Source organism: Ktedonobacter sp. SOSP1-52, assembly GCF_016587395.1.
Window position 1 is genome coordinate 2082684 of the sequence record NZ_BNJH01000001.1, and the last position, 18626, is coordinate 2101309.

18 protein-coding genes and 1 pseudogene are annotated in these 18626 nt (G+C 54.3%); 4 read left to right on the plus strand and 15 right to left on the minus strand.

The window, feature by feature from the left end; all coding sequences use genetic code 11:
• The first annotated feature begins 19 nt into the window (after window positions 1–19).
• Entirely contained in the window at window positions 20–1279 is a 1260-nt protein-coding gene (locus tag JMJ16_RS09755; RefSeq protein ID WP_201380771.1) for a M28 family metallopeptidase, read from the plus strand.
• A 68-nt stretch (window positions 1280–1347) separates the two neighbouring features.
• On the opposite strand, the gene JMJ16_RS09760 is transcribed toward JMJ16_RS09755, so the two are convergent.
• The 10 genes from JMJ16_RS09760 to JMJ16_RS53920 all read right to left on the minus strand — a co-directional run bounded on the left by JMJ16_RS09760 (window position 1348) and on the right by JMJ16_RS53920 (window position 10430).
• Window positions 1348–2670: an MFS transporter gene (locus JMJ16_RS09760; protein WP_201380772.1), complete on the minus strand. Its 1323-nt coding sequence runs from the start codon at window positions 2668–2670 to the stop codon at window positions 1348–1350.
• Entirely contained in the window at window positions 2663–4087 is a 1425-nt protein-coding gene (locus tag JMJ16_RS09765; RefSeq protein ID WP_201380774.1) for an NAD(P)-binding domain-containing protein, read from the minus strand. Before JMJ16_RS09765 ends, JMJ16_RS09760 begins: the two co-directional genes overlap by 8 nt.
• Window positions 4088–4133: 46 nt before the next feature.
• Window positions 4134–4661, minus strand: coding sequence for an arsinothricin resistance N-acetyltransferase ArsN1 family A (locus tag JMJ16_RS09770; protein WP_201380776.1), 528 nt, complete (start codon window positions 4659–4661; stop codon window positions 4134–4136).
• On the minus strand, window positions 4646–5134 hold the full coding sequence (locus JMJ16_RS09775) for a MarR family winged helix-turn-helix transcriptional regulator (protein WP_201380778.1): 489 nt from the start codon (window positions 5132–5134) through the stop codon (window positions 4646–4648). Before JMJ16_RS09775 ends, JMJ16_RS09770 begins: the two co-directional genes overlap by 16 nt.
• A 131-nt stretch (window positions 5135–5265) precedes the next feature.
• The gene (gene trxB, locus JMJ16_RS09780; protein ID WP_201380780.1) at window positions 5266–6252 is read right to left on the minus strand and encodes a thioredoxin-disulfide reductase; all 987 of its coding nucleotides are present in this window, start codon (window positions 6250–6252) and stop codon (window positions 5266–5268) included.
• Between the two features lie 173 nt (window positions 6253–6425).
• A complete protein-coding gene (locus JMJ16_RS09785) occupies window positions 6426–7523 on the minus strand; it encodes an NAD(P)/FAD-dependent oxidoreductase (RefSeq protein WP_201380782.1) in 1098 nt (365 codons plus the stop codon).
• Window positions 7524–7625: 102 nt separating this feature from the next.
• Window positions 7626–7922, minus strand: a complete 297-nt coding sequence (locus tag JMJ16_RS09790; protein WP_201380784.1) for a helix-turn-helix transcriptional regulator — start codon at window positions 7920–7922, stop codon at window positions 7626–7628.
• Window positions 7923–8105: 183 nt separating this feature from the next.
• A complete protein-coding gene (arsB, locus tag JMJ16_RS09795) occupies window positions 8106–9212 on the minus strand; it encodes an ACR3 family arsenite efflux transporter (RefSeq protein ID WP_201380786.1) in 1107 nt (368 codons plus the stop codon).
• 211 nt (window positions 9213–9423) lie between these two features.
• Entirely contained in the window at window positions 9424–9984 is a 561-nt protein-coding gene (locus JMJ16_RS53915) for an IS630 family transposase (protein ID WP_236601336.1), read from the minus strand.
• Window positions 9930–10430 carry a winged helix-turn-helix domain-containing protein gene (locus tag JMJ16_RS53920; protein ID WP_236601227.1) on the minus strand — a complete coding sequence of 167 codons (501 nt, stop codon included), beginning with the start codon at window positions 10428–10430 and terminating at the stop codon, window positions 9930–9932. The genes JMJ16_RS53915 and JMJ16_RS53920 overlap by 55 nt, the downstream gene beginning before the upstream one ends.
• An 83-nt stretch (window positions 10431–10513) precedes the next feature.
• On the opposite strand from JMJ16_RS53920, the pseudogene JMJ16_RS53925 reads away from it, so the two are divergent.
• Window positions 10514–10666, plus strand: a pseudogene (locus tag JMJ16_RS53925) (DDE-type integrase/transposase/recombinase); the annotation flags it as partial.
• Between the two features lie 34 nt (window positions 10667–10700).
• On the opposite strand, the gene JMJ16_RS09810 reads toward JMJ16_RS53925, so the two are convergent.
• A complete protein-coding gene (locus JMJ16_RS09810) occupies window positions 10701–12083 on the minus strand; it encodes a transposase (RefSeq protein WP_201377970.1) in 1383 nt (460 codons plus the stop codon).
• Between the two features lie 133 nt (window positions 12084–12216).
• Window positions 12217–13020 carry an IS6 family transposase gene (locus JMJ16_RS09815; RefSeq protein WP_374228940.1) on the minus strand — a complete coding sequence of 268 codons (804 nt, stop codon included), beginning with the start codon at window positions 13018–13020 and terminating at the stop codon, window positions 12217–12219.
• An 87-nt stretch (window positions 13021–13107) separates the two neighbouring features.
• On the opposite strand from JMJ16_RS09815, the gene JMJ16_RS09820 reads away from it, so the two are divergent.
• Together JMJ16_RS09820 and JMJ16_RS09825 are read left to right on the plus strand one after the other, a co-directional pair.
• Window positions 13108–13782, plus strand: a complete 675-nt coding sequence (locus JMJ16_RS09820; protein ID WP_201380790.1) for a hypothetical protein — start codon at window positions 13108–13110, stop codon at window positions 13780–13782.
• Between the two features lie 449 nt (window positions 13783–14231).
• The gene (locus JMJ16_RS09825) at window positions 14232–15110 is read left to right on the plus strand and encodes a haloalkane dehalogenase (RefSeq protein WP_201380792.1); all 879 of its coding nucleotides are present in this window, start codon (window positions 14232–14234) and stop codon (window positions 15108–15110) included.
• 81 nt (window positions 15111–15191) lie between these two features.
• Here JMJ16_RS09825 and JMJ16_RS09830 read toward each other — a convergent pair whose 3' ends face one another.
• From JMJ16_RS09830 to JMJ16_RS09840, 3 genes are all read right to left on the minus strand, one after another.
• A complete protein-coding gene (locus JMJ16_RS09830) occupies window positions 15192–16010 on the minus strand; it encodes an IS6 family transposase (protein ID WP_201380793.1) in 819 nt (272 codons plus the stop codon).
• 76 nt (window positions 16011–16086) lie between these two features.
• Window positions 16087–16503, minus strand: a complete 417-nt coding sequence (locus JMJ16_RS09835; protein ID WP_201380795.1) for a hypothetical protein — start codon at window positions 16501–16503, stop codon at window positions 16087–16089.
• A gap of 894 nt (window positions 16504–17397) precedes the next feature.
• Entirely contained in the window at window positions 17398–18591 is a 1194-nt protein-coding gene (locus JMJ16_RS09840; RefSeq protein WP_201380797.1) for a hypothetical protein, read from the minus strand.
• Window positions 18592–18626: the final 35 nt, after the last annotated feature.

Genomic DNA, 18626 nt, shown 5'->3' on the forward strand with positions numbered 1-18626 from the left:
AGGTGGAAGGAGAGACCGCATGGTGACTGACATGGCAACTGAGCACACTGCTCCGCCTGACCTTCTCGCGGCCCTCACGCTTCTTGATCCGGATCGTATGATGGAGCACACACACCAGTTGTGTGCTCCTGCTTTTGCTGGTCGACGTGTGGGGACGCAGGGACACGCAGGGGCAACGGATTTTCTGGTAGAGCAATGGAAGACCCTAGAGTGGGAGACAACCACACAGGCCTTTCCACTTTCGGCTCCAGTATTTGAGCAGGCTGCCCCACTTCTGCTGGAACAGGTGACATCGGAGGGTGAGGTGCTCCGCACCTTTGTACAGCGTACCGAGTATTGTGGGCACCCACGCTCCGCCTTTCAGCCTGAAATTGTCGCAGGGACAGTTGTTGCGTTTTCGGAAGAGGGTGCTCGTGATCGCTATCAGGGAGCGTGGGTTGCGCTTGATGCCGTGCCACAGGGGGCGGCATTCACGACGCTGGCCAGCGAGCTTGCCCAACAAGGAGCGCTTGGTCTGCTTACGCCTCTCTACGCAACCGCTGATGGCTACCTGGTAAAGCGTATCATTGCCAGTGCCCCCGTTGCCCTTCCCGTACTCTCAGTTCGCGCAGACCTGCACGCACACCTGGTAGGGACAAGGATACGCGCACGCGTTCCCGTCTTTGCGCACCAGACCCAAGGATATAACGTTCTGGCGCAACGTCCTGGAACCGATGAGCGCTTGGCCAATGCGCCCCTGATTCTGGGGGCGCATTATGATGGTGTTGGCGATGATGTGGGAGGTCCGCGCCTCCCCGGCGCCACAGATAACGCGGCTGCCGTGGCGGTCTTACTCGAATTGGCACGAGTGATCACGCAAGCTCGGCTCCAGTTCAGGCACCCTCTCCTCTTCGTCGCCTTTGATGCGGAAGAAGTCGGGGCACAAGGGTCCTCTTTCCTGGCCACTCAGTTCAAAGCACAGGGGGACGCGCCGCTCATGCTCAATCTAGATGGGGCTGCCTGTCTCAATGACGCCGTCTGGATTGAGCCAGCCTCGCAGACCAACCCCTTACTCCAATCCCTTGATCAGGCGGGGCGCTGGCTCGATATCCCGCTTATTGTAGGCAACATTGCTTCTGACCAGCGACCATTTGTTCAGGCGGGATTTCCTGCGGTGGGAATGAGTGTTGGGGCAGCACAGTTGCATACCCCTGGTGATGCGATTGAGCGCGTACAGCCAGAGGCGCTACGTATTGCAGCGACCCTTCTCCTTGCCACGCTCTGGCAACTGGCTGCGTAAAGCACCAACAAGAGAGAGCATGTCGGCAGGCCTTTCGCACGTGAGGTCTGCCACCATGCTCTCTCTCTTTATACTTCGCGCTCTCGCGTCTTCACCTCTGGCATCCAATGCCTGGCTGGGGGCGTGAGCGCAATGCCGATGCCCGCCAGGAGAAATCCCCCAGCACACAACCAGAACGCGAGGTCATAGTGCCCGAGCAGGTCGTAGAGCCAACCTGCTGCCAGGGGACCTGCCGCATTGCACAGGGCAATGGGCAGCCCTTGCAGCGCGGTGATAGCTCCATACGCCTTCTTGCCAAAATAATCCGCAATCACCGAGGCTTTGAGCGGAGAGATAGCACCAAAGGCCGCCCCATAGAGCAGCACATACACCAGCAACCAGGGAATCGATGGGGCCAGGATGAGAAAGACGACCCCCAGGGCCTGCACCACATGACAGAATCCAAGCAGCACACGTGGGGAAACGCGTTCGCTCAAAAGATTGAGCCCGACGCGTCCTGGTAAACTTGCCAGCCCTAATCCTCCGGCAAGGGTCGCGGCAAGCGCTGGATCATATCCTCGCTGGATCAGGTGCGCGACCTGGTGCGTAAACAGGACGGTATTGCCAAGCATGGCGATGGCAAACGACACGGTCAACATCCAAAACGGACGTTGGCGCAAGGCCTGGCGCGCTGTCACCCCATCTTCTCGCAATAATGCGTGCCCTTGCGGCTTCTGTGATCGCTCTCTTCTGGGTGCTCGGCGCAGCAGCAGTCCATGCAGCGGCACAGCAATGACGAGATGGAGCCCCCCAAAGAGAAAGAGCATGTTCCGCCAGCCCATCATGGGGAGCAAGGCCCCCGCCAGGGGAAAGAAGATGGGTGATGCCAGCCCACCCAGAAAGGTCAGGACCGCAAAAGCCTTGCCTCGTCCCTGCTCAAACCAGGTCGTAATGACGGTAAAGGTGACCGGATAGAGGAATAACGCCATCGCAATGCCCATGCCTCCCGCCCATAAGAGCGCAAATTGCCAGGCAGCATGCGCAGATGCCAATCCAAAGAAGGTCAGTCCACCCAGCAGAGACCCCAGGGTCATGAACAGGCGAGCACCATAACGATCCACCAGGTACCCAACGGGAACGCCCAACAGTCCGGCGAGGAGCAAGCTCACCGCATAGATACTGGAGATGCTGGTTCGGTTCCAGTGGAAGGTGTCACTCACGGGAACGATAAGTGTGCCAAAGAGGTATTGTGTCGTCCCGTACGAAAGAATCGTGGTCAGGCCAAGCGCTCCCACCAGAATCCAGCCATAGGAAGAGCGCCTGGAAGAAGGATACTTATCATCCAGTGCGGGAGCGTATGCCAGAGGCTGCTGGGAAGAGGAGAGCCTCTCCCCAGCATTGTTGCTAGCCACAGCAGTTCCCTTGCGCCACGACCTGGAGGCCCTCGCCAGAGAATTGCCTGACCCCGAGGTTCAGGGGCACCTGAGTGGGTTGCGTTGCACAACATCCCGCGCTCTCAGTGACTTCCTGTGCTTCTGCCGCAGGAGAGGCGCAGCACCCGCCGTTATCCGTCGAGCAGACGCCCGTCTCCGGTAGTTCGAGTTCGACTCGGCGCGCGCTTTCCCAATCACCAGTGAGGGCCGCGACAATTGAGCGCACCTGTTCGTAGCCCGTGAGCATCAAAAAGGTCGGCGCGCGGCCATAGCTCTTCATCCCCACGATATAGAAGTTGGCTTCTGGATGGGTCAGCTCATCCACCCCATGAGGCGGGACCGTCCCGCAGCTATGGACATTCGGGTCAATCAACGGAGCCAGAACTGCCGGGCTCTCCACCGCCGGGTCAAGCGCGAGGCGTAGCTCGTTGAGGAGTGAGAGGTCGGGGCGGAAGCCAGTCGTCGCAATGATCTCATCGACTGGGGGAAGCTCCGTTTCGTAACCCGCCAGGGAAATCCCTTGCGCTGTCTGAGAGAGTTTCTGAATCTGAACATTGCTTACCATACGCAGCTGGCCGCTGTCTACCAGGCGGCGGATGCGTGCGCCGAGCTGCCCGCGTTCAGCGAGCGCATCACTCTCGCCGCCACCATAGAGCTGACCAGCCTCCTTGCGCCGAATCGCCCAGAACAACTGAGTTGTGGGTTCCTCTTGTGCAAGGGCTTCGAGTTCAAGCAACGCATTGAAAGCCGAGTGTCCACTGCCAATGACCAGCACACGACGGCCTGCATAACGTGTCCGGTCTTTGCCCAGGACATCGGGAATCCCGTAGAAGATGTGTTGTCGCAAGGCTCGTTCGCCTAATGCAGGCATGCCATGCGCACCCAATGTATTCGGCTGCAAATAGGTCCCCGAAGCATCTATCACGGCTTTGGCCAGCACATCTTCCTCTTCACCACTGGCATGCTCGACACGAAGCACAAAGGGCGCCTCTTCGCGACCAGGCGTTTTCATCTTGTCATATCCCAGGCGTGTGACGGCCAGGACACGCGTCTTGAGGTGCAGATGGGGGTTGAGTGCAGGCACCTGGGAGAGAGGTGCGAGGTACTGCTCAACCAGCTCACGTCCTGTGGGGTAGCCCTCAGCGTCAGGAGCCTGCCAGTCAGTTTCCTCTAACAGCGAGACCGCCTCTTTATCGAGCATATAACGCCAGGGAGAGAAGAGGCGAACATGTCCCCAACGCAACACTGAAGCCCCTACCGTATCGCCTGCTTCAAAAAGAAGAGGGGTTTCTCCGCTGCGCAGAAGATGTGCAGCCGCAGCCAGTCCAACCGGTCCCGCACCAATAATGGCAATTGGGAGCGAAGCGTGTGTTTCAGCGGTCATAGCATAATGCATTGAGTGTCTCCTTCCAAAGAAACGAATAGAATGGTATTTTCTTTTGCTATATATGATGACGAGATGATAGGTCAAAGGATGCAGTAGCAAGATTGCTCGCAATGAGATATTCGACAATCACCACATCGCGCCAGGTGCCATCAAGTTGCCCATGTTTTTCATAGATGCCCACTTCACGAAATCCCAGTGAGCGTAACAGGCCCCGGCTGGCCTCGTTCTCCACAAACACACGTGAGAGCAGTTTCCAGAATCCCGCAGCAGCGCTCTCCTGAAGCAGATGCGCCATCGCCAGGCGCCCTGCCCCCTTACCTCGCCAATCGCGGCGAACATAGACCGAAAACTCCGCGATGCCAGCATAGCAGGGACGCGAGCGATACAAGGAGGTGGAAGCATAGGCGATGATATCCTGCTCCTGCTCCACCACGACAATGGGATGCATGCCATCAAACCAGGATGCGATCATAGCCTCGGTGCGCAACTGCGTCTCAAACGTTCCTACCCGATCCTCGATTCCCTGATTGTAAATAATTGCAATCGCCGAGGCATCAGCAACCGTGGCTACTCGCACCCGCATGCTGCCCCTCCCTGATCAGCACTGTCAGTTGCCTCCGCCTCAGTGGTCAAGGTCTGTAAGGCCTGCTGGAGCAATTCGAGGGAGGAACGGACCATCTCATGCTGTGCTGCGGGAATATGTTCGAATGTTTGCTCTGCCAGGTCATTGAGGGTGCCGCTCAGTTCGGCCAGGCGCTCCTCGCCTGCAGCAGACAAGGACAGTTGAACCGTACGCCGGTCCCGCGTACTGGCGACTTTCTCTACCAGCCCTTCTTGCACCAGTTGCTCAACGGCGCGACTGGTCCAGCCCTTATCCAGACCAACCCGGCGACTGAGTTCAGCCAGCGTTACAGGGCCACTTCGTCCCAGTTCTGTCAGCACATTACACTGGGTAGAGGTCGTTCCCCTACAATAGGCCACACAATTGCGCTGCAGCTGCACATGCAGGCGTGCGACTTCTCGTAACAAAGCCCCTGTCGATACATGAGATCCCATCGTGTTCCTCCTAACCTTTTCGTTGCGGCAAGCAACGAGTGATATGATCAGTATACCCCCTCGCTATTCTGTTGTCAATAACAACGTTGCGTCAGACAACAGATGGACAGGGTTTTCAGCGAAAGTGAGCGCTACGGCATTCGTGTGACCTCGATGACACTGCCAACGGTCTCTTGCACCAGGTCTCTCTTCTCAATCTGTTGTTGCTCTAACCATCGTCTCACATCCATCGCGGCACGAGCGCCATCTGCCGCTGCGGTAATGGCCTGGCGGTAGTAAGGATCAGCCACGTCGCCGGCAGCAAAGACTCCTGCAATGGAGGTCATCGTCCGTTCGACGGGAAGAATATAGCCTTCTTCGTCGAGTTGCAGCGCCCCGCGAAACAGATCGGTGTTTGGATGATGCCCAATGGCGAGAAACACGCCCTGAACCGGTAACTGAGAGACGGTCCCTGTCTGTGTGTTGCGTATGTAAATGCCTTCTACAGCATCGCCCCCGAGAACGTCTACCACTTCGCTTTCCACGATGAAACGAATGCCGGGGTGTTGCCGTGCTTTTTCCACCAGGATCGGGCTGGCACGAAACGTCGAGCGGCGGTGAACGATGGTTACCTGCCTGGCATAGCATGTCAGGAATAACGCCTCCTCCATCGCGGTATCCCCTCCACCGACCACCACAACGTCTTTCTCGCGGAAGAAGAAGCCATCACAGGTGGCACAGACCGAAACACCGCGCCCAAGGAGGCGTTGTTCGTTGGGAAGTCCGAGCCAGCGCGCGCTGGCTCCCGTGGCAACGATCACTGCACGTGCATGATACTCATCGGTATCCGTTTGGACCACAAACGCACGAGATCGAAAGTCGACTGCAATCGCATCCTGTGGAATGAGTTCTGCTCCGAAACGCTCAGCCTGCGCCTCCAGTCGTTCCATTAACTCGGGTCCCAGGATACCGGTATCAAAACCGGGAAAGTTTTCTATCTCGGTCGAGAGCATTAATTGCCCACCCGCCTGATAGCCCTGAAACACTGCAACAGACAGCCTGGCACGAGCAACATAGGTTGCGGCCATATATCCTGCTGGTCCAGAGCCAAGAATCACGACATCATACTGCTTCTTCATCGCGTCACCTGTTTCATTGAGTCTTCAACATTGTTGCTACTAGCAACAAGTTACTGGAGAGAGTATACCTCTTCTTTATATCGTTGTCAATAACAACGTTGAGCGTAACAACAAATAAGGAGGCGCGAGTCTCTTCTCCTATGAAGGAAGAAAAGATCGGTTTCAGGTGAGAGCTACCTTCTCACAGAGGCAAGTGTGGTCTCACGTTCTCTTGGGGAAGAGCGAATTATCTGAAGATAGCGCCGAAGAGGTTTCATGATGGCAATCGCATCTGGGCCAACTCCTCGCAAGGTCGCGGAAGCAAACGTTCTCTGGAACTCCAGCCCCAGGTAGTAGAGCCCCGGCGTCGTCAGACTCACGCCCATCTTCTGCACTGCCTGCCCATCGGCGTCAAGCGCCCCAAGATCGGCCAGAAAGCCTAGATTGTGACGATAGCCCGTTGCGAAGATCACACTGTCAATTGGTTCTTCTTGCTCATCTTCCCACATCACCCCCTCTGCGGTAAATCGGTCAAACACGACGCGTCTCTCAAGCCTCCCTTCCTGAAAAGCAGGCTGATAGCGTCCTGTGTCAATCACTGCCGTGGGGGCATGGCGCTCCCAAAAGGTGCTGAGGGGGAAACGATCCAGGCCAGTGAGCCAGGCCCAGAAGTGAATGTCGCGACCCAGAACACGTTGTGGACGGAAGCGCAGTGGTGCCCGGCTAGCAATCGTGACGCGTGCAACCTGGGCAAGCTCGACCGCGATCTGGAGGGCAGATTCACCTGCCCCTACCACCAGAACGCGCTGCCCCTGGAAGGGTTCTGGACGCCTATAGGCTGACGAATGGAGGATCTGTCCTTTAAAAAGGTCTTGTCCGGGGAATTGAGGGAGGGAGGGATGCTGAAATGGCCCGGTGGCGGCAATGAGACTCAAGGCTTCATAGGATGTCCCGGCGGCTGTTTCCACACGGAAATACTGCTCTGTTCTCTGGACCCGTTCCACACGAGACTGCACATGCACAGGCAAGTGAAAATGCTGGGCATAGGATTGCAGATAGGCGATCACCTCGTCTCGGTAAGGGTAGCGTTCTGGATCTCCAGGAAAGGGCAGTCCCGGAAGCGACGAAAAGCGGGCAGGGGAAAAAAGGGTCAGACTGTCATAGTAATGAGGCCATGAACCAGTGGGCGATGCTCCTGCTTCCAAGAGCGCAAAGTGAAGTCCGGCTTTTTGAAGCACAGAGCCAGCAGCAAGCCCTGCCTGTCCAGCTCCAATAACGAGTGTATCAAACATACAGCTTCGCTCCTTTACATTTCTACAGTTCCCGAATTGACGAAATAAAGAACAGCAAGCAAACCACCAATGCTCCTTGTTGTGAGGGGAACACGTCCTGGCTTAAGGCTCGCAGCAACGCGTAATAAGGTCGGTGAGATGCGCCAGTTGTTTGAGGGAACGGTCTTTGTCGGGCTGGTAATACACTTCCTTGCCCTCCCGGCGAGAGGTGAGCAGACCAGCTCGTTTCAGAACGGCTAAATGTTCAGATGCCGTAGATTGCCCTAGCCCTGTTTGTTGCGCAACCTGTCCCACAGTGTGTTCCTGGCCGTCGAGAAACACATGAAAGAGAATGCGCTGGCGGGTCTCACTTGCTAACCCGTGTAAGAATTCCTGAAGATCTGCGGTTAGTTCGCTCATGGCTCGCTCACTTCATCATATCGGAATATGTCGATTTTACCGAGTATACCAGAGCCGGACACTCCCGTCAACCATGAAAAGGCATCTACGTGGAGCAGAGATCTGAGAAGGAGAGAAGCCGCAGCGAGGCTCTTGTCCTGAGCCTCGCTATTGTGAGATGAGCACGGGATCATAGAGAGAACACTACGGACAACTAGCATCATCTCCGGCTTGCTGCACCGCCACAGGGGCAGGCCGGACATGGACTCCGTAGAAGCGCCGCTGAAAGAAGAGTGCGACGTTGACCAGGCCGATCATCACCGGGACTTCGATGAGGGGCCCAATCACTGCCGCGAAGGCTGCTCCCGAATGCAGCCCAAAGACCGCAACCGCGACGGCAATCGCTAGTTCAAAGTTGTTGCTGGCTGCGGTAAAGGCGACAGTCGTCGTTTTGCTGTAGTCGGCCCCAGCCCGTTTCCCCATCCAGAAACTGACCAGGAACATCACCACAAAGTAGATCACCAGGGGAATGGCGATACGAACGACATCGAGCGGAATCTGAACAATAATATTGCCCTTGAGACTAAACATGACAATGATGGTGAACAATAAGGCAACGAGCGTGAGAGGGCTGATTTTAGGGATGAATTGTTCCTCATACCAGGAACGCCCTCGCCAGCGTAGCAATGCGAATCGCGTGAGTAACCCTGCCAGGAAGGGAATCCCCAGATAGATGAAGACGGAGAGGGCGATCGCACCGATACTGATATGGACTGCGCTTCCTGTGATGCCAAAGAGGGGTGGCAAGAGCGTAATGAAAATCCAGGCATAGACGCTGTAAAAGAGAACCTGGAAGATGCTATTAAAGGCCACCAGGCCGGCGGCATACTCGCTATTGCCCTTTGCCAGTTCATTCCAGACAATCACCATGGCAATACAGCGAGCCAGGCCGATCATGATCAGAACAATCATATACTCCGGGTAATTGCGGAGAAAGAGCAGTGCAAGTGCGAACATGAGTACAGGGCCGATGACCCAGTTCTGGACTAAGGAGAGAAGCAAGATTTTCCAATTGCGGAAAACATCACCAAGCTCTTCATATTTTACCTTCGCCAGGGGTGGATACATCATCAAAATTAACCCGATAGCGATAGGGATATTCGTCGTTCCCACTTGAAAGCGGTTGATAAAGGCTTCAGTGCCAGGAATGGCGTAGCCAATACCAACGCCGAGAAGCATCGCCAGGAAGATCCAGAGAGTCAACCAGCGATCAAGAAAGGAGAGGCGTTTCTTCGTTTGTGTTTCTTCCATTCTCTTTATTGTATCCTCCAATACGATAGATGTTTTATTGCTTATAAATTAACAATACGCCGGTGTAGATAGAGACAGATTGCGGCCCTGAGAGCTGGGCTGTTGCCACCTGTTTTGTCTCTTGTGCGTGACTAAAGGAGATGGGCCGATGGTGTGTATGAACCCGAAGCCAATTGAGAACACTTTCGCTTACTGACCTCGTCATAAACAACTAAACTTCACCAAGTGCATAAGAAAAACAACGTTGAAGGATATCGCGTCGATGACGCAGGCGCTCTTTGGCACGCACAAGCTCTTGGTTGAGGTGAGTGAGATCCTGGCAACACAGGTTTTTGAGTTCGCGGCGTTTGAGGAGATTCCACACGTATTCCTGAGGATTGAGGTCAGGAGCATAGCCAGGCAACCGCTCGAGATGCACCCGTTTCCCTATTGGACTGGAGAGAAAGGTTTTGATCACATTCGCGCGATGGATTGGCGAGCCATCCCAAATAATGAGCAACTTGCCTGAGATCTTGCGGAGTAAGGCTCGTAAAAATCGTACGATGTCTTCGGCTCTATAGGCGTGCTCTTGTGTTTGCATGAAGATTCGCCCTTCTTGGGTGATGCCTCCAATTGCCGAGAGATGATCGCGGGTCAACTTGACACGCACTATCGGGGTCTGTCCTCTCGGGGAGTAGGTTCTCACCATCATCGGCAGAAGATAAAAGCCTGATTCGTCTACAAAAACGATCGTTCGCCTTTCTTGTGCGGCTTTTTTTTTAGAGCGGGCCACTCATGTTCTTTCCAGTCTTCAATTGCCTCCTCATTACGTTGTGTCGCTCGTTCCACCGGTTTTTGGATACTGTACCCCATCTCGCGGACAAGGCGACCACAATGGTCGGGATGATAGCTCACCTTGAACTCTCGTTTGATCACTTGGGCTAGTCTTCGACTATTCCAGACCTCCCCGACAAACCCATAGGCTGATGCTCCTTTCGCCAACAACGTCGGAATGTGCGCCTTCTGTTCAGCCGTCAAGCGAGGTGTCGCTCCTTTTGCAGGATGCGCTTTGAGGGCTTTTTCTCCCCCTTCTCTTCCTTGTTTGATCCATTGGCTCACGGCTCCTTCGCTCACTCCCAATGCCACGGCAATATCTTTTTGCTTCCATCCCTCATGTTTGAGGACCCAGGCGCGTTTGCGCCTTTCTTCTCGCCAATCGGCTTTTCTTGGTGCTCCCATTCCTCCTTCTATCGGCTTTCCCTCCTCATTCTTTACCTCTCTCTGTCGAGGTCAGTAGTGGAGAACGAACTTCGTATGGCACGGCAACAGCGTCGCCCTCAGGCGGTATATTGCACTACAGTGATCGTGGCTCTCAATACACAAGCCAGCTCTATCAAAGCCTGTTGGCTCAATATGGCATGAGCGTGAGTATGTCACGCCGGGGAAATTGCTATGATAATGCGGTGAGCGAGTCGGTGCGCCGATGCGCATTCTTTCCCCTTGTTGGACCTAAGTTTTGGCCAAATAAATGGCGACATGCGCAGGAGCGACGAAGGTTTGGAAAGGGCTGAGTAAGACAGGAGCCAGCGGAGCATCCTGATTGAGTCCGATCTGACGGACGCGCCCCCACGCATCAAGGAGGAGAAAGCCACTGATATGAAAAACATCGCGTACCAAACGCAAAGGTCCGTAGTGCTGCACCGCAGAGGTCGTTACGACCAACCACTCTTGTGCCCAGACGAGCACATTGTGGACCAGGCTGCCCAAGAGCATAACCATCTGTTGCGCTTCAAACCGCTTTTTGCTGCGCTTGCCGAGGGCACCCCCCTGTTTGTCGCCTTTGAACGAGGTTTCGACCCCACCTCCACGCTGATCGTAGAGACGCAGGTGGGCAAGCAGCAGATCCTTGACAGGATCAAGACTGTGGACAAGCAGGCCATCACTCAGTTCTTCAACCTCATCGGGCAGCAGGCTGCAGATCAGGACCGCGATGCCCCACTGTCCATTAGGTTTGCGCTTACGAACTGCGATGCGCCTCACAGGCCGCACATACTCCGGCGCTTCCACTTCGACCCATCCCACTTGCCGCCCCGGCTCATCGGGATCGTCAACCCAACGGGTCACGGAAGCTGCCAGGCGAGTCGCACGTTGGCCGGAGTAATCCTTGCACAGGATCTGGTAGCCTTGGGTGAGCGACCAGTTCACATCGTTCATGCTGCCACCCCCAGCATCCACCCGCAACAGGGTGCGCGCGCGTTTCGCGCCATTAAGGTCCAGGATCTCCTCGGCAGCTTGAACCAGAGGCACAAACGCCTCGGACAGTTTGGTCCGGCCCTCAAAGAGTTGATCGACGACGACTTCCCCGTAGCGGGTCGCCAGGACACGGCCCAATTGCCGTCCACGGCGGTTGCGCGCCCCAGCAAAGTAGCCTTTGGTAGCCAGAGCAGCCTTTTTGCCACACGGCAGACCCGTGAGATCAACATCCAGGATTTGAAATTGCCGATGGTAGTCATGCCGATAGCCTTGGCTGTGTTGGCGATACATCAGCTTCATCGCGTGCTCCATTTGCTTCACCGTCTCGGCGGTACAGGCAGAGAGCGTTTCCTGGACGACCGATTGCTCGGCGCAGCGCGTCCGTCCAAACGCGTGTTGCAGCGCACGATCGCTCCTCAAGCGGCTGTTGATCTCCACCAGCCCTGTGGCTCCCGCCAGGATACTGATGAAGGCATCGGACAGTTTCTCAAAGGGCGTGTCTTTCACGGTCTTCTGCGGGATCTGAACGAGCTTTCGGATCGGTGCCAGCAGATCCAGGGTGCGTAGTTTGATGCCCAGTGCGGCTAGGCTCGCACATCCGGTAAAACGTTGGGTCAGTTTCATCGTAGATTCTGTCATGATGATGAATCTCCTCTTGTTTGGTTGACTTTCTGCAAGAGCTATAGATCATCATCTTTTTCTTTGCAAGCTCTTCTTTTGCCAAGCTTGCTGCCACTATTTTGGCCAAAATTTACGTTGGAGAAGTCCAACTTCACTGAAGCAGATGTGAGTAAAGCACCTTCTGGTTGTGTTGCAAAAACGATGACGAAGGCGAGATGGATGTGAAGAGGTCCTCCTCGTTCAGGTAGGCGATCACTCCAAACAGTGTGGCGACCTGCGCGACCTGCTCTCCCACATCTCCTTTTGCCACTCCTTGTCCTTGCCCTTTCCTCAGGATGTTCATCATCTCGTCTCCTTGGAGGGTTCGCCAGGCCGTCTCGAAGGAGAAAAAGCCCATCCCTGGCTTCGTCAACCGTTTGATGAAGCGGTGATCTTGTTCAATGAGATTATTGAGGTATTTGACTTGCCTGAGTTCACAGCTTTCAGAAAGGCTTCCCGCCGCTTTCAGTTCTTTGAACGCTTTGGGATAGGCAGCGTTTTTGTCTACGTTGATCACTTGTGGTTCGCTGCTATGCGAGGCGTCGAGCGTTTTCAGAAAGAAGCATTTGGCTGCTTGCGCATCTCTGGTTGAGCTGAAAAAGAAATCGAGCGTGTATCCTTGCGAGTCAACTGCACGGTAGAGATACAGCCATTGTTTTTTCACTTTGATGTACGTCTCATCAACCCGCCAGGAGTCAGACGTCATCTTCAACTGAGGACGGCACCGCTGTTCAAGTGCAGGCGCAGAGTGCTGAACCCAGCGATAGATCGTGGTATGATCGACACGCAACCCTCGCTCCGCCATCATTTCTTCCAAGTCACGATAGCTCAAAGCAGAGCGGAGATACCACCTCACGCATAAGAGAATACTGTCGGGCTGGAAATGGCGCCATTTCAAAGGATTCTGTTCGGTCATCACGTCTCTCTTTCGCTCGTTTTCCTGTACTGTACCAGATCAGCTTTCTTCTTTGCAACACTACCGGCCAAACTGTATCCCAGCGAGTTGGTCACGATAGGCTTGCTCTTCGCGCTGAAAGGAGGCCACTTTCGCGCCTTTTATCGTTGGCTCAAACGAGACTATGAAGCTTTGTTTGCTGGTTTGCCTGATCGTACCCGGCTGCAGCGGTTGCTGGTCACCCATCAGGACTGGAATGCACGTTTCCTGGCTGATCCCAGCTTCTTCCTGGTGATTGACAGCTACCCGATTGAGTTGCTGTTTCCCATTCGGCAGGGGCGCAGCTCCCAACAATGTGGCAAAAAGTCCAAAGATAAGGGGCGTTGGAGCATTGGCATCAAGCTGTGTTGGGTCCTCAATCGCTTCGGGCAGGTGATCGATTGGGATTGGGGCACGATGAATATCCCGGACAAGGAGTTCCATGCGCTCATCCAGCAGTTCAGTGGAGGCAGTATCGTGCTGGCCGATTATGGCTTTCGGAGCAAAGATGGCGTGCCAGAGAACTGCAAACTGTGTGCGAAAGGTACCTGGAATGACCGCATGAGTGTGGAGACCTCGTTCTCCTTGGTCACGGTCATCTGTGACCTCAAACGGGTCTACCACCGTCTGCAAGCCTTCATTCAGGCTCGTTTGGCCTCGGTGGTCGTGTTGTTCAATGTGCTGTTGACCTTGTGCGCATCAGCTTCATCCCGGCGCTCATCCTTTCCAGATGAGCATCGCTGAGTTTAGTTTATAAACTAGCACCATTGGTTATTAGGCCCGCCGGAGAAATTTACAACGCTAAGCACTTCGCTTTGTAATCCGGTCCGTAGAGCCATGCAGCAATGAACTCGCGGACTTGTCAAGATGCAAGAAGAGCCTGTGAGCCAGTTTTTTTGTTGCCTAACAGAGCAAGCTGTGCCATACGTGTTGGGTCACATGTGTTAGGCAACATGATGTGCCTCTTACCATTGCCCAGAAAGGACACTCTATAACGGTCCCCTTTTTTTGTTGCTCTCGAATCATGCAGAGAATCATCATCACGGATGAAGCCAGTGCCCCCATCGGAAAACTATACTTGGGACATGAACGAACACCGCTTCTTGACCAAGCAGAGATCTATCAGGGTTCTGCGGTGAGAAGCGAGTCAAAGAGCACAAACAATTGGTTTTCAAAAAGGAAAAGAGCAGAGCATGATAAGCGCAGCATTCCCCTATCAAAAAAAGCGGAAGCCCGTGCTGGGATTAGAGATGGCGTATGTAGATGAAGGCCAGGGCGACCCGATTGTCTTCTTGCATGGCAATCCGACCTCCTCTTACCTCTGGCGCAACATTTTGCCGTACGCAGAAACATTCGGGCGAATAATCGCCCCTGATCTCATCGGCATGGGCGATTCGGCGAAGCTGCTCGGTAGTGATCCCGCTTCCTACACTTTTGTCGAGCACCGCCGGTACTTGGATGCCCTGCTGGAAGCGCTCGATGTGCGTGAGCGGGTGATTCTTGTGGTGCATGACTGGGGCTCAGCCCTGGGCTTTGATTGGGCGCGGCGTCACCCAGAGGCGGTCAAAGGTCTTGTCTACATGGAGGCGATCGTCAAGCCAGGAAGTTGGAGCGAGTTTCCAGAGGCCGCCCGCAAGGGTTTCCAGGCGTTTCGCACTTCTGCTGGAGAGCAGATCGTGCTGGAGCAGAATGCCCTTATCGAGGTCAACCTGCCCAAAGCCGTGCTACGCCAACTTTCCGAGCAAGAGATGCAAGAGTATCGGCGTCCGTTTGCTGAACCGGGCGAGGAGCGTCGTCCCATGCTCAGTTGGGTGAGTCAACTCCCGTTTGACGGTGATCCAGCCGATGTGGCGGAAATCATCACAACCTATGGTGCCTGGCTGGCTCAAAGTCCCGTGCCCAAGCTGTTCATTCACAGCGAGCCGGGAATCATGCAGCCATCGCACGTGGAGTTCTGCCGCAGTTGGCCAGCGCAAAGCGAGGTCAGCGTGCGCGGGCGCCATTATCCCCAAGAGGACTCTCCCGACGAGTTGGGCAGCGCTCTCGCGGCTTGGTTGCAACATCTGAAATAGAGAACACGAAGGAAGCGTCAGAACTGAGAACAGGAGAAGCAACAAAATTGTGGGACGACGTCTCGTCCTCTCTCCTTGGGCTTAGGCTCTCAGAATGAGAGCCTTCAAGCTGTTCAGTCGTTGACAAAACAGAGCGCGTTGTTGGGCAAGAGGCACTAATTGGTTCATTGTCGTGCGGAAGCGGAAGAACTGCCGTAACTCATCAAAAGCGCGACAAAATCGGGCTGCCGAGGCTACGTTTCCGAAACCTCGCATCGGGTAGTAGCGTTGTTTGATCCCACGATGATCTTGTTCCAGTCGGTTGTTGAGATAGGGATTGCAACGATGGTGAACCTGGCTACCAAGTGTCTCACGAATCGCGCGCGGATAGGAATCATGTCCATCGGTCGTCACCTGCTCTGGTCTGTGTCCAACTGTCTCGACTGCCTGCCTGAAAAAGCACTTGGCGGCCTCCATATTCCGTTTCTCGCTCAACATACAGTCAACCAGATTGCCATCACGGTCGATAGCACGATACAAATACCACCACTTCCCATGCACCTTGATGTACGTTTCATCGACAAACCAGGATCGACCTGCTTGCCCACGTCGTTTGGCTCGCAGTTGGTCTGCTAACAACGGCGCAAACCGGGTTTCCCAGTCTCGGACCGCCTCATGGGTGAAGACCCAACCTCGCTCGAGAAACATTTCAGCGAGATCCCGCAGACTCAGTGTATAGCGCAACCGCCAGAGGATGACAAGCAGGACAAGATCGGTCGGATATTCCAGAAAGTTGAAAGGCGTGTTAGTGCGTTCGTTGAAGGTATGGTGGCATCCTCGACAACGGAACATCCGATAGCCAAGTGTGGTTTTCTTGTTCTGTTCTGTGGAGGTCGCTGACATGCAGTATGGGCAGTTCATAGGATACTCCTCATCCAAACGTTCCTGTGCTGATCAGTCTATCACGCCTTGTGGAACTCTGCTTGAGGTCCTGTTCTCAGTTCTGACGCATCCTAAAATCTCTCAACACAAATGAGAAATCATGCTCTACATATGGGTGGGTAGAGCGAGTTGCGACCACGCAGTTCAACAGGTTCTTTTCCACCTCTTTAATCTCTAGAGGACGCCGTATGTAATAGTCTTCCCTGTGGATCCTCCAGTCCACAGAGATAAGGGTCCACAGGGCTCTTTTTAAGATTTCTTCAATTGGACTTTGTAGGAACCTCTGAAGATCAGACCAGGGCTCTGCATTTGGATCGCAGGCCAGTTCCGGGTAACTCAATTGATATTCAATCTCTTCGATCTCTCGAAAGATCTCGGTGTGTACTGTAGCCATCACCTCGGTGCGGAGATTTCGTATATCAGCAATAACGGAATTGATGGTAGCAGTGATAGTGGTGGTGTTGGTGCTCATTGTCTCAAGCTCCTTTCTTGATCGAGAAGACAAGCGAAAGGAGTCGAGCACACCCCTGACGAAATCTCAACCATCAGGTGATGGGGAGTTTTCTTTGGTGACCGAACCTCCTTTCTCTCGTTGTGGATAAGTGATCGGTTGGGTAAAACCAGCCCCGATGCTCCAGCAATTGTTCGCCTGGAGAATGCGATCTGCCAAATGCACCTGGCAGGGGGAGATGGCGCTGAATGGTCCCAGCGACAAGGACGGTTCCACTCTATGGTCCTAGTGGAGAGGACAGTCGCTGAATGGTCCCGGCGACGAGGACATGAAGATCTAGGAGGCATATACCATGAGCGGGAGGGTGCATGCAAGCAGAAAGGGGCGTGGCCGAGAGCGGGTTCGTGGATGGTGGTGCGCCAGTAGGAACGCCTGGGATGCGGGATGGAGTGGTTGGGAGGGTGGAAATAAAACATCCGGTGGAGAGGAAGAATAGTAGCAGCAGGCGTTGAGAGGCGAGGTGTATGTGACTCTGCCTGAAACAGTCTTCTCAGGAAACGTCGCTCTCCTTTCTGTTCAGGTATCAAGTGTTCATGGCTGAAACCAACAGTGTGATGGTCCATGTTCGCTAAATGAATGCGCGCCCTCCTTACTCAAGGGAAGACGCGCATGGTGCATTGATTCTCAATGCAGATTCCTACCCGATAAGGAAGTAGGCGATATAGGTACTATAGCATATTTGATAATTTAAGCAAAGTTATCAATAGTTATTGTAGGGTCTCCGTCCTTCCGGGGGAAGGATGAGGTAATTGTGCCTCCAATCACTCATATTTATGCATCCTTCATGCTACCTGGCCTTGGGTCTCCAGGCCAGGTAGCATGAAATGCCGCACAGAAGTGCGTGTTCTCCAGGTCCTACGTTCTGAAACCCACTTCTGGATAGGTGCTCGCCGGCCCGCGTAGCAGCGGAGAGGGGGTATTATCCAGGTAGGCATCAAAGAAAGCGCGTACATATGCCCGGGTAATCTGCACCCCGCGCACACCATCGATGGAGCCAAGCATGCCAAAGGCACGCAACAGTGAAAAGTAGACAGCGTAATCGGAGAAGTTGAAGTGTTCGGTATCTTTGATGCTAATGTGATAACCCGCACCTCGTGGCACCGTATTCAGGACAGCCTGTATTCCCTGTTGAAATGTGTGGCAGTCGGTATCTGAGCATGCTCCCTCGTCATGTTGGATCACCATGAACGGCTTATGCAGGCCTGCCTGCAACACATCACCAAAGAGATCGCCATCAATATCCATACTGGCTTTACAGCGTGCATCGATATGGCATACCTGAGCCGCGGTTGCACCACCAAAGGAATGTCCAAAGACGCCAAGCCTTGTGAGGTCGAGATGCTGGGTGAATACATTTCCAGACATTGTGTTCAGCCTTATCAGCTGGTCCATGACGAATGTCACATCCTGCGCCCAGACAGACACAAGCTGATTACCAGCGTTCTGCAGATTTGTCGCATTATCCAGGTTTCCTGCGGATGTTGAGGTTGCGACGCGCCCGTCGGGAAAGACTACCGTGTCAGAACTATAGGTAGGAGTGATCGCGAAGATAATATAGCCATGGCTTGCCAGATCTTCGAGTAGCGTCGTGTATTGGGTTGGAATCTTACCCATTCCAGGCTCAAAGATGAGCACTGGATAGCGCGTCGTATCAGTGGCAAGTGGTGCATCCTCAATACTATGCGTCTGGATAGAATCGCTGCTCTGTACGAGCTGATTGTCGCTCGCCTGCGCCCACTTTAATGGCAGGTAGGGAACGGATGGTGCTCCAGACACATGTGCAGCGGGATACCAGGACCAGACCACAAGCTCTCTTTTTGTGCCCACGTGTGGCGCGAGAGGATCATTTCGTGCCTGGTCAGTCCAATCATAAGCCGTCCTGCCCACAGCATAGGGACCGGTGGGGGCAGGTAGCACGACCATGTGGTGGCGCTGAATCTCAACATAGGACACGCAGCCAATAACAACAAGGATAAACACGAGCAGCAGGATCAGGAAGGCCCTGAGCGACCTTTTTATCCATGTGCGGTGAAAGAGACGAGAAAACATATAATTTACACTTAATCTTTCTATCGTTTTAGCAT